The following is a 16,146-nucleotide window of genomic DNA, read 5'->3' on the forward strand; positions in this document are numbered from 1 at the left end:
TAAGTGTTTCCGTACTTTTAAATCTTACTTGCCAGCATAGATACAAATGATGGTGGGTGTCATTGACTCCAATTGATGGTGGGTGTCATTGACTCCAGATTTCATTGACTCCAGATTCCATTAAATATAGAGCCTGAGAACTGGATAAAACTCACTACGCAATTTTCTCGGGTATTTCAAGGTGCCGTTGGTCGAGAGCGAACAATAACCGCTTACTGCGAAACACTGCAAAAACGACGACGGACAAACCTAACAAACTGCGAGCGCTTGTTGGCTTAGCAAAACTCACATTCTCAACTCTAGAATTTCTTACTGCTGTATTTGCAGCGCGTTGTCGTGCGCGATAACTCAGTTTTAGTGTAGAGATACGCTTGAGCGCTAAAAAATAACCTATCGATAAACGTTTTACAAAGTGACGGCTGTGCTTTCATACTTTTTTACTTCACCTCCTCAGTTTTGATGTTAATAGTGATGGGTGTCGCTTATTTTCTTATTTTCATTACTTACTGCGGACTATATTGGTTATTATCACAGCAAGTTCACGGCAAAAAATCCACATAACAACGCCATATGGTAGCGCTAATAGATCTAGGTATTCTGGGGCTAAATCATTATTTGATGCCCACATAATGTATTCATAAGATAGAAATGATAAAACTAGCGAAACTAAATAGCCCAACCACAACTTTTTCGTTGTATTAAGATTAACCGTTACCATCAAAGAAACTATTAAAACTGCAACTGATACGAAAACAGGGATAATTATGTAGAGATGTTTAGATATCCAGCTTTCAAAAGTTAATGCCAGCGTTACCGCCACAAATATCGCGAATATGTTGTCAACGAGGGATAAATCATGACCATCATGTGAAATCACGTTTGTTAGATAGTTTAATATTTTTTCTTTCATCGAAATCAATTTATCTCCATAAAACCTAACGCCCCAAGCAGAGACATATTTTGCGTTTTGAGTGCAGCAAAACAAAATATGTCCTACTTGCCTTGGATTGTTAGGTCTATTGTTCACGCCAAGCAGTTATAGGTTGCGAAGGCATTGCTTTTTTAAGCATTTCTACCGCATCAGCCATTGCATGTTCATGGCTGAAATATATTGCTTCCCTACCACAATAGGTAAGTCACCGTCCTTTTGGTAGAGTTCAATGAAGTACCGATTGGAAGTTTCGTCATATACTGTTTCAACTCTGAATTGAGCCATTAGCAATCTCCATAGTGATTTAGATTATTGAAAAGTTACTTTTCCTGATGCTGCTTGAGCAATAGCAATCAACTCAATTTTTGTTTTAGACTGGCAATTTTCTAGCGTAAGATTGCGGCGCTCCGTAATTGCTTTAGCAATAGCGACTAATTCAAGTTTGGTAAATTTCGAGGAATCTAATATTAAACTTGCTCCAGCCTCGGCTATTGCTATCAACTCCAATTTAGTTTTATTCATTTTTCGTTCCTTCTGTAAAAGTAAGCCTTATCCGCTATAAGACCTAACATTTTAGTATTTATGCGACACGCTGTTTGTGTTGCATAATCGCTTGTTGAACTGAGCCGCTACCTGCTCGGTGTGACAGTGTTGGTACTGTTTATGCTATAGCTTACTTAGAAAAAATAGGCTTTTTGAAGGCTTTCACTTTCCTAGCTAGTGTAATCGGTTTAGCTAGTGTTATGTAAGCTTTCCCTGCATTGCTCAGCGCTTATTATGTATTCATTACACCTAAATTTTCCTTAATAAGCAATTATATTTTTTAGCGTACAGAGGCCGCTAGCCTGAGCAATTAAGCAGGTTAACTAATTGATTTTAAACAACTTTCGAGCTACTAACTCGTTCGCTCTACTTTGGTCGTTATTACATCTAACTTGAATACGTCAATTAGCCGCAAGATATCTGCCTTACAATGCTGACAAGGCCAATGCGGTATCAGTGTCACGGTTTCTCCTGTCTTTGGCCTCTTTGCTCTGCATGTGCATGACGCCTGCGACCTTATCAGCGCTAACTTGCGCTTGCGACATGCATTGGCTAAAAAACCGTAATGCCGAATACACATAAATCCTTTCGGTAGTACATGCTGCAAATAACGCCGTAAGAATTCGTCATTACTCAGTGTCATCACTTTATCAAGATTATCATCTGCGTAATCTCGGTATTTGAAGCTCACCGACTGTGCATTCGCTGATACTAAACGTGCTTTGTTATACACGCAGCATTAGAAATGGCTGTCCTTCTTTCTCTCTTTCTCCTCCTTTTGCATCTACCTCCTCCTTTTATCCATCCCCATTTGTGATATCACTCGCTTGGCATTGTCGGCACACGCCATGTCACCCGGCTTGGCTTCTATGTCATTAAGGATGGAGTTTAATTGTCGTTTGTTGTCTGCAAGCTTTTTCTCCATCAGTTCAATATCAGCAAGTTTTTGACGTAAAGCGTTAAGTAACTGATCATGTTTCCAGTCACTTAGATCACTCGGAAGTAATTTACTCAACTCATCTAAACTAAAGCCTGCCTTTTGACCATTTGAAATTAAATGCAATACAGTTTCAGCTTCAGGGGGATAGATCCTATAACCATTGGCAGCGCGCTTAACTAATTTAAGTAGGCCAATATCCTCATAGAATCGAATTTTCGACGTCGCCAAGCCTGTTCTTTTTGATAATTCACCAATTTTCATAAACTCGAGTTCCTACTGCACTCAGTCTGCTACCTTAAATGAAAAAATCTGTGCTTATCCCAAACAATAGCAGATAACAGAAATTAAGTATTGACCTTCAAGTTTACTTTAACCTTATGCTTGCACAAAACAGATACAAATTAAGGTAATTTTTATGCAAACAATACTTGGAGCAAACGGCCAAATTGGTAGTGAACTCGCCCGAGCTTTAAAGAAAGACTTTACCGATAACATTCGTCTTGTCAGCCGAACACCAAGAAAGATAAACAACACGGACGAATTACTCAGCGCTAATCTACTTGACGGCAGTCAAACGCAAAAAGCAGTAGCAGGCTCTAAAATTGTTTACTTAACCGCAGGACTGCCGATTGACACAAACATGTGGGTTGAGCAATTTCCTATTATGATGCGAAATGTCATCGATGCGTGCACAAAACATAATGCCAAATTAGTGTATTTTGATAACACCTATATGTATCCGCAAAGCAATGAACGTCTCACAGAAGAAACACCTTTTTTGCCATATGGCGAAAAAGGCCAAGTTAGAGGCCTAATAGCGAATACGCTGCTCGATGCGATGAGTACAGGCCAAGTCAATGCGATGATTTGCCGCGCGCCTGAGTTTTATGGACCGGGTAAAACGCAAAGTATCACCAATACAACGGTTCTTGATAAGCTGCGAGCAGGCGATGCTGCGAAAGTATTTATCAGCGATAATACGTTACGTACCTTGATATACACGCCAGATGCTAGCAGAGCAATGGCGTTACTAGGCAATACCTCTGATGCGTATGGCCAGACATGGCATCTACCATGTGATGACAATCGACTCACTTACAAGCAAATCGTTAACTTAGCGAGCGAAATACTCGGCATTCAAGGCAAGTATTCAATATTAAAGAAATGGCAGCTATCACTGCTAAGCATTTTTAGCAAACCTATAAGAGAAACACGAGAACTGTTACCTCGATATGCAGTCGACAACATATTTGTATCAGAAAAATTTAAGCAGCGCTTTACGGAGTTTGAAATTACCACTTACCGAGATGGACTAACAACAACTCTCAAGGAATGACGACGTTATTTAATACCTAGCTCATTAGGCGTTAAGTTAAGTGCTACAACTAACACACGCTTTGGCGAGGAACAAACACTTAGATTGCTAAACTTGGACTCTGTACGGGAAATTGCCCCGCACAGAGTTGATGCTTTTTATCTCATCCCTTTAAGAATTTCGACAATTTCTAGGGTGTTTTCAAGTACCCTGATGACCCTGCCTTCAACGCTTATCGTTACTAAATCCCGATCTCTGTCACGATAAATCACTTTGCCATGGTCGTAGATATCTGGATCTAAGCGTTCTCCAACTTGGAGCTTTTTTTGCCAACCTGGTGGAAGTGGCTTGCCCTGCTTCAACTTTTTCTCAAGGCCCGGTGGTAACTTCTCCGGTTTAGCATTCGCCTGATTTAAACCTAAAGTCAGACTAAAGGTAAGTAGGGAAAGTACAATAACTTTATTCATAACAACCTCTCTTTTAGAGCGTGGCATCATGCGCTTTGTGAACACGATGCCATCTATAAAGTATTGTTAATAGTTTGAAATAAAGCTTATTGATATAAACTGAACAACAATCACTAATATTTAGATTGATTTAGCTTTGTTAACGCTTTAACGGAGAAACGTTCAATGGCGAGCCCCAACTGAAGTCCAAACTTCTCAGCAACGCCTTTTTTAGCTTTAAAAGCCACCTTATAAAGCTGGTGACTTTCATTTAGTGACATGAGTAAATCGTCACTGGTTGATATTTCATCAACTAGTTTAAGTTCTAACGCTTGTGTACCAAACCAATGTTCTCCAGTGGCCACTTTCTCAATATCGAGCTCGACACGATTATCAGAGACAAAGTGTTTGAACAGACCATGCGTTTCTTCAATCTCCTCTTTAAACTTTTCTCTGCCTTTATCCGTATTTTCACCAAACAGCGTGAGTGTACGCTTATACTCACCAGCGGTTACCATTTCAAAGTCAACGTTATTCTTTTTCAATAAACGATTGAAGTTGGGGATCTGCGCAATCACACCGATTGAACCAATAATTGCAAACGGCGCTGCAATAATCTTATCTGCAACACAGGCCATCATATATCCGCCACTTGCAGCAACCTTGTCTACACAGACGGTTAGAGGAATACCCGCTTGCTTGATACGCGTAAGCTGCGATGCACCAAGTCCATAACCGTGAACAACCCCACCACCACTTTCTACAGACACAATAACCTGATCCTTTTCTTTATCTGCAATCGTTAAAATAGCGTTGATCTCTTCTCTTAAACCCGAGACTTCGTGAGCGTCCATACTCCCGTTAAATTCAAGATAAAAAACATTTTTCTCTGTTTCTTTATCTTTATTTTTTTGCGCTTTTGATTGCGACTTATTTAGGGCTTTTAGCGCCTTTTTATCAAGCGTTTGCTGCAAAAACTGCTGCTTAGATTGCGCCAAGCTGTCGCTTAAATCGGTAACTTCTATTTCGCCCTTTTTCGATTTTGGTTTTGAGCTTGCTCCCACTATCAAAATAATGACTACTGCAATACCAAAGATAACGGTTACTGTCTTGGCTAGAAATAACCCATATTCAAACAAAAATGCCAAGTCGTTCTCCTCATTTAGCTCATAAAGGGGCCCATTTAACTCAATATTAAATAGACACAAAAAAGGCCGCTAGCTGCGGCCTTTTATAGTCTCGAAAAATGTCTTAGTTTGCAACAACATCCGGGTTAGATACTTGTAAAACCAAACCCTTTGACTTCAAGAAGCTTGCAACTTGTGTTTGCATTTCGAGTGAAGCTGCGGCGTGTCCTGCTGCTGTACCACCGGCTCTTTCATCAAAGCCTGTCGTCAAGATTGAACTATGATGGCCCTGAGAGAACTTCACTACATAACTTCCAGGTGTTCCGTCTTGACTCATTTGCGTTTCGCTTGCAGGCATTAAGCCCATGAAACCAGCAAGTGGTAAGCTACCTGACAAGAAGCTGCGTTCTGTTGTTGGAGGAATAACCAAGTCAGCAGCATTGCCATCAACACCACCCGTAACAACGCTCATATATACTGGCGTTTGTAGCGCTTTCACGGAAGCTGCATAGTTAAGTGGATCGGCACTGCCTAATGCCGTTTGTGCTGCAAAACCAAACTGCGTCACCGTACCATCAATCAGTGCAAGTGTTGCGGTATCTTCAGCCGCCTCTAGCCCTGCTCTAAAGGTTGCATAAGCACACGACACAAACTCACTTTGTACGGCAGCAAACGTACCACAGTCAGCAATTGCGCCTTCTTGCAGATAGGTATTAAACGCTTGCGATGCTAGGTTACCTGCAGAGCTCAACACTGAACCTTGTACAAACGGGCCAAATGATTTTGATTCAATCAAGAAATTAGCAATACCCGAACCACCACTTGCAAGCGCTGCTGACTCAACTTTAAAGAAGCCATCAATTGCTGGATTTAATGGTGTATTGGTTTGTGCAAGGAAGCTTGGGCCTACAATAGAACCAAGTGAGTGACCTAGGTAACTAACTTGTTGAGTATTAAAGTTAACTTGACCGCCAGATGCTAGATTGATGAAGTTTAAGCCTAAACGTAAACCCATTAAATCTGCTGCTGATTGCTTTAAGTTATCACGCGCAACCAACAACGATGTAAGGTTCATGTAGGATAACACGCTACCTGTTGAGGCATTAAAATCATCAGTGCCATCGCCATCGATATCTAAACCACGAGCACCATGCATTGGATGATCAATCGCAACTGTGGCAAATCCTGCTTGTGTTAATGACAACGTCAAACCAAGCATGTCTTCTTTTTTACTCGTGATACCATGTTGCAAGATAACAACAGGCCAGCCGCCTTCTGGGCGCTGAGACTCATCCGCAGGCATTGTGATTTGCACAGGAACATTAGCAAGCCACTGCTCTTTAGGGATTGGATTGTACTTAGTTAAGAACTTAGTACCATCTAAACCTAAATCTCTCAACTTTCCACCCGAAAGTGTATTACAAGCAATATCATTTGGTTCTGTTGGCTCTGGTAAACCACCAGCTTGCGCCGCATATCCAGCGACAGCTACCGCGCTGTCGCAGCGAGCTTGCCAATAGGTATCAGCTAGCGCAGAGATATCTTTATTTTTTGGTTGTGATAAGTACTGAGGTAGTTGTATTTGACCTTGCAATAAACGCACGCTTCTAAAAGCAGGTAAAATAGCATCAGGCACTTTTCCTACAAGGGCATCAGCAACGGTGATCACCGGTTGTGCAGGTACAGCGACAACAGGGTTAGCACCGCCCTGTAGTTTAGCGGCTAACAATTGCTTAGTCGCCGCCAATGCGTGACCAGTCGACTGTGTCGTCATTGCTGCAGTATATATAATCTCTTCTTTACTCACCGAACCCGCTGCAGTTACCGCCCCTTCATAGCTACGAATCACAGCCTGAAGAGACTTCTGAGCATCAGTTACCAATGGCGCGTCTTGGCGCAATAAGGTGTAAGTCGAAGAAGCATCTACACTTTGACCTTTTGAGTCTTTAAGACCTTTGGTCAAAACAGTAATGTACGTAGTTTCAGGTTTGAATGGTTTAACTGGGATAATAACTAAACCGTTACCTGTGCTATTAGCCATGGTAACGAAATCACCATCAGGGCCAAATTGTAATTCAGCAATTGGCTTACAAGCGATACCTGAAGGCACCTGAGCACAGTCTTCGTCGGTTTGTAATGGTCCACCCATTGCAACTTCAAAAATTCGTACAGAGCCCGGGGTCATGACGCTTTGCGCATCGAGTGTCAAACCATTCGGTGTCGTCATGTCGATAACGTAAGGCATTTGCGTCGACCAACCATCTAAGGCGCCAATCACAATACTTGGGTTTGCGTAGCTTGCACGCGTTACCAGAGGGTTACCTTCACCATCTTTCACTCCTAACATTTCGTCAGGTAGGTTTAAGGTACCGTCTTGAGTGCCGGATAAAAGAATATCGTTTGGAACTGAGATCACACCACCTGATGGATCAAATTTAACAGAAATCGTTGGAGAAACGGGTGTAGTATCATTTTTTACATCTTCTAACGTTTCACCGCCTCCACAGCCAGCGAGTGCTGCTGATACTGCGAGTGAGAGTAGCATTTTTTTCATTTTATAGGCTCCGACATAATCTTATTATTATTGTGATAATTCTCGTTAAATCTATGTAATTGCATTTTTAATAAGACATTAGACCAGTTAAACTTAACTCAAACTTTGTTATTTCGCCAGCCATATTTACAATAAATTCGCTAACTTGCTACGGCATTGTGATAAAATAGCCCAAACATCTTAATTGGAGTCCAGAATGCAGACTTATCAAGCTCCTGAAAACGCACTTGCGAATAAAACGATACTAGTAACAGGTGCCGGCGATGGCATCGGCCGTGTTGCGGCGATTAATTACGCCAAATATGGTGCAACGGTTATTCTATTAGGCAAAACCACCAGTAAACTAGAAGCCGTTTATGATGAAATTGTTAACGCCGGTTACCCACAGCCTGCAATTGTACCTTTAGATTTACGTGGTGCAACCAAACAACACTTCCGAGACTTGGCTGCCACCATCGAGCAGCAATTTGGTAAGCTCGATGGCTTGCTAAATAATGCTTCTATTTTAGGCTCTTTAGGTCCAATGGAACACTTTTGCGTTTCAACCTTTGAAAACATAATGAAGGTAAACGTAACAGCCCAAGCGGTGATCACTAAATCGCTATTCCCTGTAATGAGAAAAGCGCCTAATGCTTCTATCGTCTTTACTTCATCGGGTGTAGGACGTAAAGGTCGTGAGTTTTGGGGAGCGTATGCAATTTCTAAATTCGCAACCGAAGGTATGATGCAAACTTGGGCCGAAGAAGTGGGTAAAACCAATATTCGCATCAACTGCATTAATCCTGGTGCAACAAGAACAAGTATGCGTGCATCAGCATTCCCAGGTGAAGATAAAGATAAACTAAAAACACCTGAAGAATTAATGCCAACATACCTGTACTTGATGTCTGATGACTCAATCGGAGTTAATGGCCAATCTTTAGATGCCCAAACCTACTAACTAGCACTTTAAAGGCTGCAGATCCACAATTGCAGCCTTCTATATTAACCTGAGGTTTGGATAAGGAATGTTCCAACTCATTGTTGCTAAAGCACAACTTAGTTTTTTCCTTGCCTAGCCAGAGAGTTTTAGGGAAAACACCGCTTCCGCGTCCTGCTCTCGCTAAGGTACCTACATCCTGTAGGCAAGGCGAATTTACGCACCAATAGCTGGCTATTGGAAGTGAATTCAACGCAGTTAGCGCTAAAACTGGCTGCTAGAAAGGCATTAATTATCCGCAGCTCAGGTTATATTACTTAAGTTAATCTCTCGGCAAGGTTTCAAACGCCAGCACTTGCTCTAATTTTTCATCCCACTTCGCTTTACTCGCGATAAATAGGTGTGCAGTTGGCGTAAGACTCGGCGCATCATCTAAACTACCGGCAGGTACCACTATACCAACAGGCTGCTGGTTTGGTAATGCAGAGCCACAACAAGTACAAAAGGCTTTAACGTGCTTAGTATTCGGTAAAATAAAGCGGGTTATTAACTTTTCGCCCGCAAGCCAAGTTAGCACTGCATTTTGAAAAAATAAATTCGCAGCATGTGCGGAGCCTGTGTCTTTTTGACAATACTCACAATGACATAAATAAAAGCCCTGCGCGTTGCCCTCTACAAGATATTTAACCTGACCACACAGACAACTACCAGCAAACATCTCTTTCATTTGCATCTCCTTATCAAATACAAAAACACCAGCTCACTAGGCTGGTGTTTAATACCAATTAGTCTTAATACTTGATCAATTTGAAGGAGCAAATCTGACGCTAACTACGTTAAAAACTTCTCATTTAGAACAACTAAATAGCAAAATTTTTGCCTTGCCTATATGGATGTAGGTACCTTGGCGATAGCAGGACGCGGTAGCGGTGTTATCGACAAGATTTTCTCGCCTCAAAATAGCTCACTTAAATAAGCTAATTGGTATAAAAAGCTTAAATTACTTTCTTCTTGGGGTTTTGACCCTTTGATTATGCTTTTTCACTGCTTTGCGGATCTTATTAATTTTCGCGCGCTTGTCTTTGCGCTTTTCTGGCATAACCGACAACTTAGTTTGCTGCTCGGCCCTCATGCTTACCGATTTACGTAGGTAGTTAACATCTTCTAATTTTAATTCTTCCCATCCACCTTGTGGTAAACGCTTATTAAGCTCCAATTTACCATAGCGGATACGGATCAAACGCGACACTTCAACATCTTGCGACTGCCAAAGACGTCTAACTTCGCGATTACGCCCTTCGGTCAGTGTTACATTGAACCACTTATTCAGACCTTCACCGCCAAGTGGCTTAATCTTAAGGAATTTTGCAGGACCGTCTTCTAGCTCAACACCTTTGGTTAATGTACGCAACGTTTGGTTTGTTACTTCACCAAATACGCGAGCAGAATATTCACGTTCCACTTCGTATTTTGGGTGCATCAAGCGATTAGCTAGCTCACCATCATTGGTAAAGAGCAACAGGCCTGATGTATTGATATCTAATCGCCCAATAGCTATCCAACGGTCACCATCTAACTTTGGTAGCCTATCGAATACAGTACGACGACCTTGAGGGTCGCGACGAGTACACAGCTCACCTTCAGGTTTATGATACATAAGTACGCGACAGATGCGCTCTTCTTGCTGCTCTATTTTAACAATATGTCCATCTACACGGATCACCGAAGTCTCTTCCACTCGGTCTCCTAGCTTGGCAACTTTTCCATCTACACTTACGCGGTTAGACTCAATATACTTTTCCATTTCGCGTCTTGAGCCAACGCCTGCTCTTGCCAATACTTTTTGTAGTTTTTCACTCATTCAGATGGTTCTCTCACAGAAGGATCGTTTAATAACTGTTCTATTTTCTCATTATGTTGTTCAGGTAATCGAGGTAATTCCCCAAGACCAGATAATGAGAAGTAATCTAAAAATTGTTTTGTCGTTGCATACAATGCAGGCTTACCCGGTACCTCTTTGTAACCCACCACTTTTATCCACTCGCGATCTATCAAGCTTTTGATAATATTAGAACTCACGGTGACCCCGCGCACTTGCTCTATTTCGCCTCGAGTGATTGGTTGTCGGTAAGCAATCAATGCCAAAGTCTCAAGTGTAGCACGTGAGTATTTTGGTGCTTTTTCCTGCCACAGTTTACTTAGCCAAGGGCTCAAGCTCGGGCAAGCTTGAAAACGGTATCCAGTACCAACCTCAACCAGCCTTACACCGCGAGTTTGATAATGATTTACCAGTGTTTCCAGTGCCTGATCAATACGCGGTGATGACACGCTGATATCTTCCAGCACAGTTTCTTTTAAGCGCTTTTTAGATAACGGCTTATCTGAAACGAAAATCGCTGCTTCAACCAATTCAACCAGTTGTTCATCGCTAACGCGTCTTTTCATATTTTATGCTTGAAGATAAAAATGCGGAGTATAGCAGAGGCTGCAGCCATCCCCTAGCCTTTTAAATGCAGGTAAATCGCCGCTGCTGTTGCTGACTGAATATAGTCAACTAATTGCTCCTTAATGAGTTCGAGCATGGCAATAAAAGTAACCACCACACCACTGCGCCCTTCGTCCAAGGTAAAAAATCGCGCAAATTCTACCGGCTTATTCTGTTCTCGTAGCAATTGCAATATAAAGCTCATACGCTCTCGAGTCGAAAGTGCTTCTGCGGATATATGATGGTGCTCAAAGGTCTTGGCTCTAGCCATCACTTCCGACAGCGCCAAAAGTAATTCCCTCAGTTCAATGTCTGGGAATTCTGGCTCAGAGTCGGTACTACTGTCTACCAACGCATGAGCGACAAAGATATCACGCTCAACACGAGGGATATCATCTAAGTTCTCAGCAGCTTGCTTAAATTGCTCGTATTCCTGCAATCGCCTCACTAGCTCCGCTCTGGGATCTTCCTCTTCCTCTAACTCTTCGTGTTTTGGTAGTAGCATTCTTGATTTTATTTGTGCCAGCAAGGCTGCCATCACCAAGTATTCACCCGCAAGTTCGAGCTGCATGTCCTTCATCATTTCAACGTACTGAACATACTGCTGAGTAATACTAAAAATCGGTAATTCTAGAATATCTAATTTATGTCTTTTAATAAGGTAAAGCAGTAAGTCCAACGGGCCTTCAAAGGTCTCTAAGATAACTTCTAGGGCTTCGGGGGGAATATAAAGATCTTCCGGCTTTTCAATTACCGCTTCACCGTGTAAAAAAGCCAGCGGTAATTTCTGTTGGAGTGCTTCTGTCATCTCAACATGCGTTATTCAAAAGGCGACGTATCACCACAGCCACGACGCAAAATTTCAATGGTGTCTTCGGACATATCAATAACGGTGGTTGCTTGCTCGATTAAATAGCCACCATGGATGATTAAGTCTACGTGCTTCTCAAGACGCATGCGGATATCATCAGGGTCAGACTCAGTAAACTGCTCTCCTGGCAAAATCAAAGAGCATGACATCAAAGGTTCCCCCAGCGCTTCCAACAACGCGCAGGTAATTGGGTTATCAGTAACACGGATCCCGATGGTTTTTTTCTTCTCATTGAGCAAACGGCGAGGAACTTCTTTCGTCCCTTTAAAAATAAACGTGTACGGGCCGGGTGTATTATTTTTAATCATCCTAAACATTTGATTATCGACACGGGCATAGGTCGAAAGCTCCGACAGATCACGGCATAAAAGAGTGAAGTTATGGTGCTTTTCGATGCCGCGGATCCGCTCTATCCGCTCCTTAGCTTGCTTATTACCGAGGTTGCAACCAATGGCATAGCCGGAGTCGGTTGGAAACACCACTACGCCACCTTGTTCAATAATATCAGCCGCTTGGCGAATTAAACGCGTTTGCGGGTTATCTGGGTGAATATGAAAAAATTGACTCATAAGCTTATTCCTCTTTGCCTCCCCAATGACGCCAAACTCCCTGACAATCTTTAGGTAAATACAAGTTACGACCAAGGTCGACCCAAGGCATTGGGAAGTGGAAATCTGACCCTTGGCTTGCTAACAATTCAAACTCTTGACTTAGCCGCCCCAAAAATTGGCGCTCAGTAGGCGCTTGCTGCGGCTGTGCAACTTCCATTGCAGCTCCCCCAACCGCTTTAAATTCAGCGATTAACTTTCTTAGCCACTTATTCGACATCTTATATCGAGCAGGATGCGCCAACACACTTACTCCACCCGCAGCATGAATAGCAGCGACAGCCGTTTGTATATCGCACCATTGACTTGGCACATACCCAGTTTTGCCACGTGCTAAAAATTTATTGAAAACGCTTTGCACGTTTTTAGCCACACCTCGCTCAACCAGCACTTGAGCAAAATGCGCTCTGGTGATCTGCGCAGTTTGGGCAAGTGCAAGGGCATCTTCGTAGACATGCTCATAGCCCTTTTTGGCTAATCGCTCGCCGATTTCTTTTGCTCTGGCTTCTCGCTTTTGCTGCTGTTCGTGCAGCAACTTTGTTAATGCTTCATGCTCAGGGTCAAAATTCAATCCAACAATATGGATTTCAAAGCTTTCCCATTTTGTAGAAATTTCAACGCCATTAATAAGTTCTAACGTGAGATTATTTTGGCTAATGTAGTCACGGGCAGGCTGGATCGCATCTATCGTGTCATGATCGGTAATTGCAAGAATATCAACGCCTTTTTCCGTTGCTCGCTCAAGCAATTCAGCAACAGCTAAGCGACCATCGGAAAAAGTAGTATGGCTATGGAGGTCATATTTAATCAAAATGTATTAACTATCTCTATGAATTATCAACGTTTTGATTATATCACAAGTTAACTGATACGACCTTAGGTTATTTTCTGATATTTGCCCTTGACACTTGTAGCAAGAATAGGGTTTACTGTAGCTAATTTAGATTAAACAACGAAATATTCACAAATGAACAAACAAATTCAAAAAAACATTTGGTGGTGGCACTCGAACTAAGCGGGTGTGTTTCGTTATATCTACGATTTATCAACCCGCGCAATGTCGCGGGTTTTTTTATACATTTTAGAGGCTTATATGAACAACAATATCACAGTAAACACAATTTGGTGGTGGTGGATGCCCTAGCGGGACGGTATTGTTGTGTCTGAACAATAACCCCCGCAGAGCTCAGCTTTCGGGGGTTTTTTATTTTCTAAACAGAATATCTAGAAATTAAGAGGAATGAGGTTTGATTTTTAGTCACATAACGACCACACCAGGTGAGGTCACCAGCATAAGACAAAGGCGCGATTATATTGCCAGCCCACTGTCTTTATACGCAGGTTTAAACAAAGCAAACTCGTTACTGCTCGAATCGGCAGAAATAGAGTCTAAAGACAATGTGAAAAGCATCGTGCTTGTGGATAGTGCGATTCGATTCGAATGTAACGGCGCCCAAGTCATTGCCAAAGCCTTGTCTAACAATGGTGCTCAGTTACTACCGTACCTTGCGCAAAAGGTCACAAATTGTAACGTGACCCTCAATGATAATACCTTGACGCTCACGTACAACGCATTGGAAAGTAACATTGATGAGTATACAAAACTAAAAGCGGATAACGCCTTTAGTGCGCTCAGAACCTGTATCAATGAAATTAAACGTAACTCAGATACGCCGTTTTCCGTCTTTTTAGGTGGTGTATTCGCCTATGATATGGTTGCAAACTTTGAGCAACTTTCTGAAGTACCAGATGGGGACAACGACTGTCCCGACTATGTTTTCTATCTCGCTGAAACCCTAGTTGTGATCGATCATCAAGCACGAACTACTGAGCTCATTGGTAATGTTTTCAATGGCCCTGAGGTTCACGCCAATTGTTTTGAAGTAGGCAAACAGCTAGAAGAGCTAAACAGTCAGTGTGACCAAATCACTGAATTTCAGTTTGAGCCACAAAGTGGCGGTGCAGACGTCAAAGTCAATGTGAGTGACGACGAATATTGTCAACACGTTGAAAAGTTGAAAACCAACATTATCAACGGTGACATCTTTCAAGTCGTTCCCTCTCGCACTTTTTCACTTCCTTGCCATAACTCACTCGCCGCCTATAAACAACTCAAACTACAAAACCCTAGTCCCTACATGTTTTATATGAAGGATGAGCGCTTTGTACTATTTGGCGCATCTCCAGAGTCGGCACTCAAATATTGTGAGCAGAGTAACCAAGTTGAAGTCTATCCCATCGCGGGGACGAGACCACGAGGTAAGTTTGCTGATGGCAGTATCAATCCAGATTTAGATAGCCGCATTGAACTTGAGCTGCGCAACGATCAAAAAGAGCGTGCAGAGCACCTTATGCTGGTTGACCTTGCCCGTAACGATGTCGCACGGATCAGTATTGCAGGTACTCGACACGCAAAAGAATTATTGAAAGTGGACCGCTACTCACAAGTCATGCATTTGGTATCACGCGTCGTTGGCCAATTAAAGCCGGATTTAGATGCGCTTCACGCCTATCAGGCTTGTATGAATATGGGCACTCTCGTCGGCGCACCAAAAGTTAAAGCCGCAGAACTGGTTCGCCATACAGAAAAGCAGCGTCGTGGCAGCTACGGCGGAGCGGTAGGTTATTTGATGGGCAATGGCGCCATGGACAGCTGCATCGTAATTCGCTCCGCGTTTGTAAAAGATAACGTTGCTTACGTGCAAGCGGGTGCGGGTGTTGTGTTTGATTCAAATCCACAAAGCGAAGCAAATGAAACTAAAGCTAAAGCCATGGCAGTGATTAAAGCAGTACAGTCCACGTATGAAGGAGCAAACCATGACTAAGGTATACTTTTTAGATAATTTTGATTCTTTCAGTTATAACCTTGTGGATGAGCTGAGTTTGCTAGGACTCGACTTGGTCGTTTATCGTAACAATATCTCTGCCGAAACCATTTTCAATAAAATGTGTGCAGAGGTCGATCCTGTGATCTTAGTTTTATCACCTGGACCTGGCGCGCCATCGGAAGCAGGCTGTTTGCTCGCGTTAATTGAGCTATGCAAAGGTAAATTCCCCATGCTTGGGATTTGCCTCGGTCAACAAGCCCTAACCCAAAGTTATGGTGGTGAAGTTGGCAAAGCGGGTGAGACGGTACATGGTAAATCTTCTATTATAGAAGCGGATGAACATCCGGTATTTGCCGGACTCGGGACGCAATTCCCCGTGGCGCGCTATCACTCTCTAATGGCAACAAGCGTACCACCAGCACTACAAGTGATCGCGAGATATCAGGCCATTCCGATGGCTATCTATCACAGTGAACACAAAGTAATTGGCTATCAATTTCACCCAGAATCAATATTGACCCCCAATGGCGCTCAGCTATTACAACAAAGTATCGCGTACCTTAGCGCTTAGGAGATCAG

General features: G+C 42.6%; 17 protein-coding genes and 2 pseudogenes. 5 read left to right on the plus strand and 14 right to left on the minus strand.

Annotated elements, in window-relative coordinates:
• Positions 1 to 120: 120 nt before the first annotated feature.
• Positions 121 to 279 (plus strand): annotated as a pseudogene (locus ABMY45_RS00240) (transposase); the annotation flags it as partial.
• Between the two features lie 220 nt (positions 280 to 499).
• Here the strand turns inward: ABMY45_RS00240 and ABMY45_RS00245 are convergent.
• The 5 genes and pseudogenes from ABMY45_RS00245 to ABMY45_RS00265 all read right to left on the minus strand — a co-directional run bounded on the left by ABMY45_RS00245 (position 500) and on the right by ABMY45_RS00265 (position 2,675).
• Entirely contained in the window at positions 500 to 910 is a 411-nt protein-coding gene (locus ABMY45_RS00245; RefSeq protein ID WP_206470946.1) for a hypothetical protein, read from the minus strand.
• 162 nt (positions 911 to 1,072) lie between these two features.
• Positions 1,073 to 1,216: a hypothetical protein gene (locus tag ABMY45_RS00250; RefSeq protein WP_206470947.1), complete on the minus strand. Its 144-nt coding sequence runs from the start codon at positions 1,214 to 1,216 to the stop codon at positions 1,073 to 1,075.
• Positions 1,217 to 1,240: 24 nt separating this feature from the next.
• Positions 1,241 to 1,453 (minus strand): hypothetical protein, encoded by a 213-nt coding sequence (locus ABMY45_RS00255; RefSeq protein ID WP_206470948.1) that lies wholly within the window; start codon positions 1,451 to 1,453, stop codon positions 1,241 to 1,243.
• A 373-nt stretch (positions 1,454 to 1,826) separates the two neighbouring features.
• Positions 1,827 to 2,165 (minus strand): annotated as a pseudogene (locus ABMY45_RS00260) (transposase); the annotation flags it as partial.
• 93 nt (positions 2,166 to 2,258) lie between these two features.
• Positions 2,259 to 2,675: a MerR family transcriptional regulator gene (locus tag ABMY45_RS00265; RefSeq protein ID WP_174168750.1), complete on the minus strand. Its 417-nt coding sequence runs from the start codon at positions 2,673 to 2,675 to the stop codon at positions 2,259 to 2,261.
• Between the two features lie 154 nt (positions 2,676 to 2,829).
• Here ABMY45_RS00265 and ABMY45_RS00270 point away from each other — a divergent pair, with 154 nt between their 5' ends.
• On the plus strand, positions 2,830 to 3,750 hold the full coding sequence (locus ABMY45_RS00270) for an NAD-dependent epimerase/dehydratase family protein (RefSeq protein ID WP_206470949.1): 921 nt from the start codon (positions 2,830 to 2,832) through the stop codon (positions 3,748 to 3,750).
• 137 nt (positions 3,751 to 3,887) lie between these two features.
• Here ABMY45_RS00270 and ABMY45_RS00275 read toward each other — a convergent pair whose 3' ends face one another.
• From ABMY45_RS00275 to ABMY45_RS00285, 3 genes are all read right to left on the minus strand, one after another.
• Positions 3,888 to 4,196 (minus strand): hypothetical protein, encoded by a 309-nt coding sequence (locus ABMY45_RS00275; protein ID WP_045988126.1) that lies wholly within the window; start codon positions 4,194 to 4,196, stop codon positions 3,888 to 3,890.
• Positions 4,197 to 4,309: 113 nt separating this feature from the next.
• Entirely contained in the window at positions 4,310 to 5,323 is a 1,014-nt protein-coding gene (gene sohB / locus ABMY45_RS00280) for a protease SohB (protein ID WP_349288264.1), read from the minus strand.
• A 103-nt stretch (positions 5,324 to 5,426) separates the two neighbouring features.
• Positions 5,427 to 7,856, minus strand: a complete 2,430-nt coding sequence (locus ABMY45_RS00285; RefSeq protein WP_211866219.1) for a VolA/Pla-1 family phospholipase — start codon at positions 7,854 to 7,856, stop codon at positions 5,427 to 5,429.
• 196 nt (positions 7,857 to 8,052) lie between these two features.
• Between ABMY45_RS00285 and ABMY45_RS00290 the strand changes: the two genes are divergently transcribed.
• A complete protein-coding gene (locus tag ABMY45_RS00290) occupies positions 8,053 to 8,796 on the plus strand; it encodes a YciK family oxidoreductase (RefSeq protein WP_010604961.1) in 744 nt (247 codons plus the stop codon).
• Positions 8,797 to 9,097: 301 nt separating this feature from the next.
• On the opposite strand, the gene ABMY45_RS00295 is transcribed toward ABMY45_RS00290, so the two are convergent.
• From ABMY45_RS00295 to ABMY45_RS00320, 6 genes are all read right to left on the minus strand, one after another.
• Complete coding sequence (locus tag ABMY45_RS00295) at positions 9,098 to 9,502, minus strand: GFA family protein (protein WP_206470951.1); 405 nt, start codon at positions 9,500 to 9,502, stop codon at positions 9,098 to 9,100.
• Between the two features lie 273 nt (positions 9,503 to 9,775).
• A complete protein-coding gene (gene rluB / locus ABMY45_RS00300) occupies positions 9,776 to 10,636 on the minus strand; it encodes a 23S rRNA pseudouridine(2605) synthase RluB (RefSeq protein ID WP_010604963.1) in 861 nt (286 codons plus the stop codon).
• Complete coding sequence (scpB, locus tag ABMY45_RS00305; protein WP_010378581.1) at positions 10,633 to 11,220, minus strand: SMC-Scp complex subunit ScpB; 588 nt, start codon at positions 11,218 to 11,220, stop codon at positions 10,633 to 10,635. The genes rluB and scpB overlap by 4 nt, the downstream gene beginning before the upstream one ends.
• Positions 11,221 to 11,273: 53 nt before the next feature.
• Positions 11,274 to 12,068 carry a segregation/condensation protein A gene (locus tag ABMY45_RS00310; protein WP_349288265.1) on the minus strand — a complete coding sequence of 265 codons (795 nt, stop codon included), beginning with the start codon at positions 12,066 to 12,068 and terminating at the stop codon, positions 11,274 to 11,276.
• A gap of 11 nt (positions 12,069 to 12,079) precedes the next feature.
• Entirely contained in the window at positions 12,080 to 12,700 is a 621-nt protein-coding gene (locus tag ABMY45_RS00315; protein ID WP_010378577.1) for an L-threonylcarbamoyladenylate synthase, read from the minus strand.
• Positions 12,701 to 12,704: 4 nt separating this feature from the next.
• Positions 12,705 to 13,550: a PHP domain-containing protein gene (locus tag ABMY45_RS00320; RefSeq protein ID WP_349288266.1), complete on the minus strand. Its 846-nt coding sequence runs from the start codon at positions 13,548 to 13,550 to the stop codon at positions 12,705 to 12,707.
• Between the two features lie 436 nt (positions 13,551 to 13,986).
• Between ABMY45_RS00320 and ABMY45_RS00325 the strand changes: the two genes are divergently transcribed.
• Positions 13,987 to 15,564 (plus strand): anthranilate synthase component 1, encoded by a 1,578-nt coding sequence (locus tag ABMY45_RS00325; protein ID WP_349288267.1) that lies wholly within the window; start codon positions 13,987 to 13,989, stop codon positions 15,562 to 15,564.
• Positions 15,557 to 16,138 carry an aminodeoxychorismate/anthranilate synthase component II gene (locus tag ABMY45_RS00330; protein ID WP_010378569.1) on the plus strand — a complete coding sequence of 194 codons (582 nt, stop codon included), beginning with the start codon at positions 15,557 to 15,559 and terminating at the stop codon, positions 16,136 to 16,138. Before ABMY45_RS00325 ends, ABMY45_RS00330 begins: the two co-directional genes overlap by 8 nt.
• The last annotated feature ends 8 nt before the right edge of the window (positions 16,139 to 16,146 follow it).

Source organism: Pseudoalteromonas sp. XMcav11-Q, assembly GCF_040104525.1.
GTDB lineage: Bacteria > Pseudomonadota > Gammaproteobacteria > Enterobacterales > Alteromonadaceae > Pseudoalteromonas.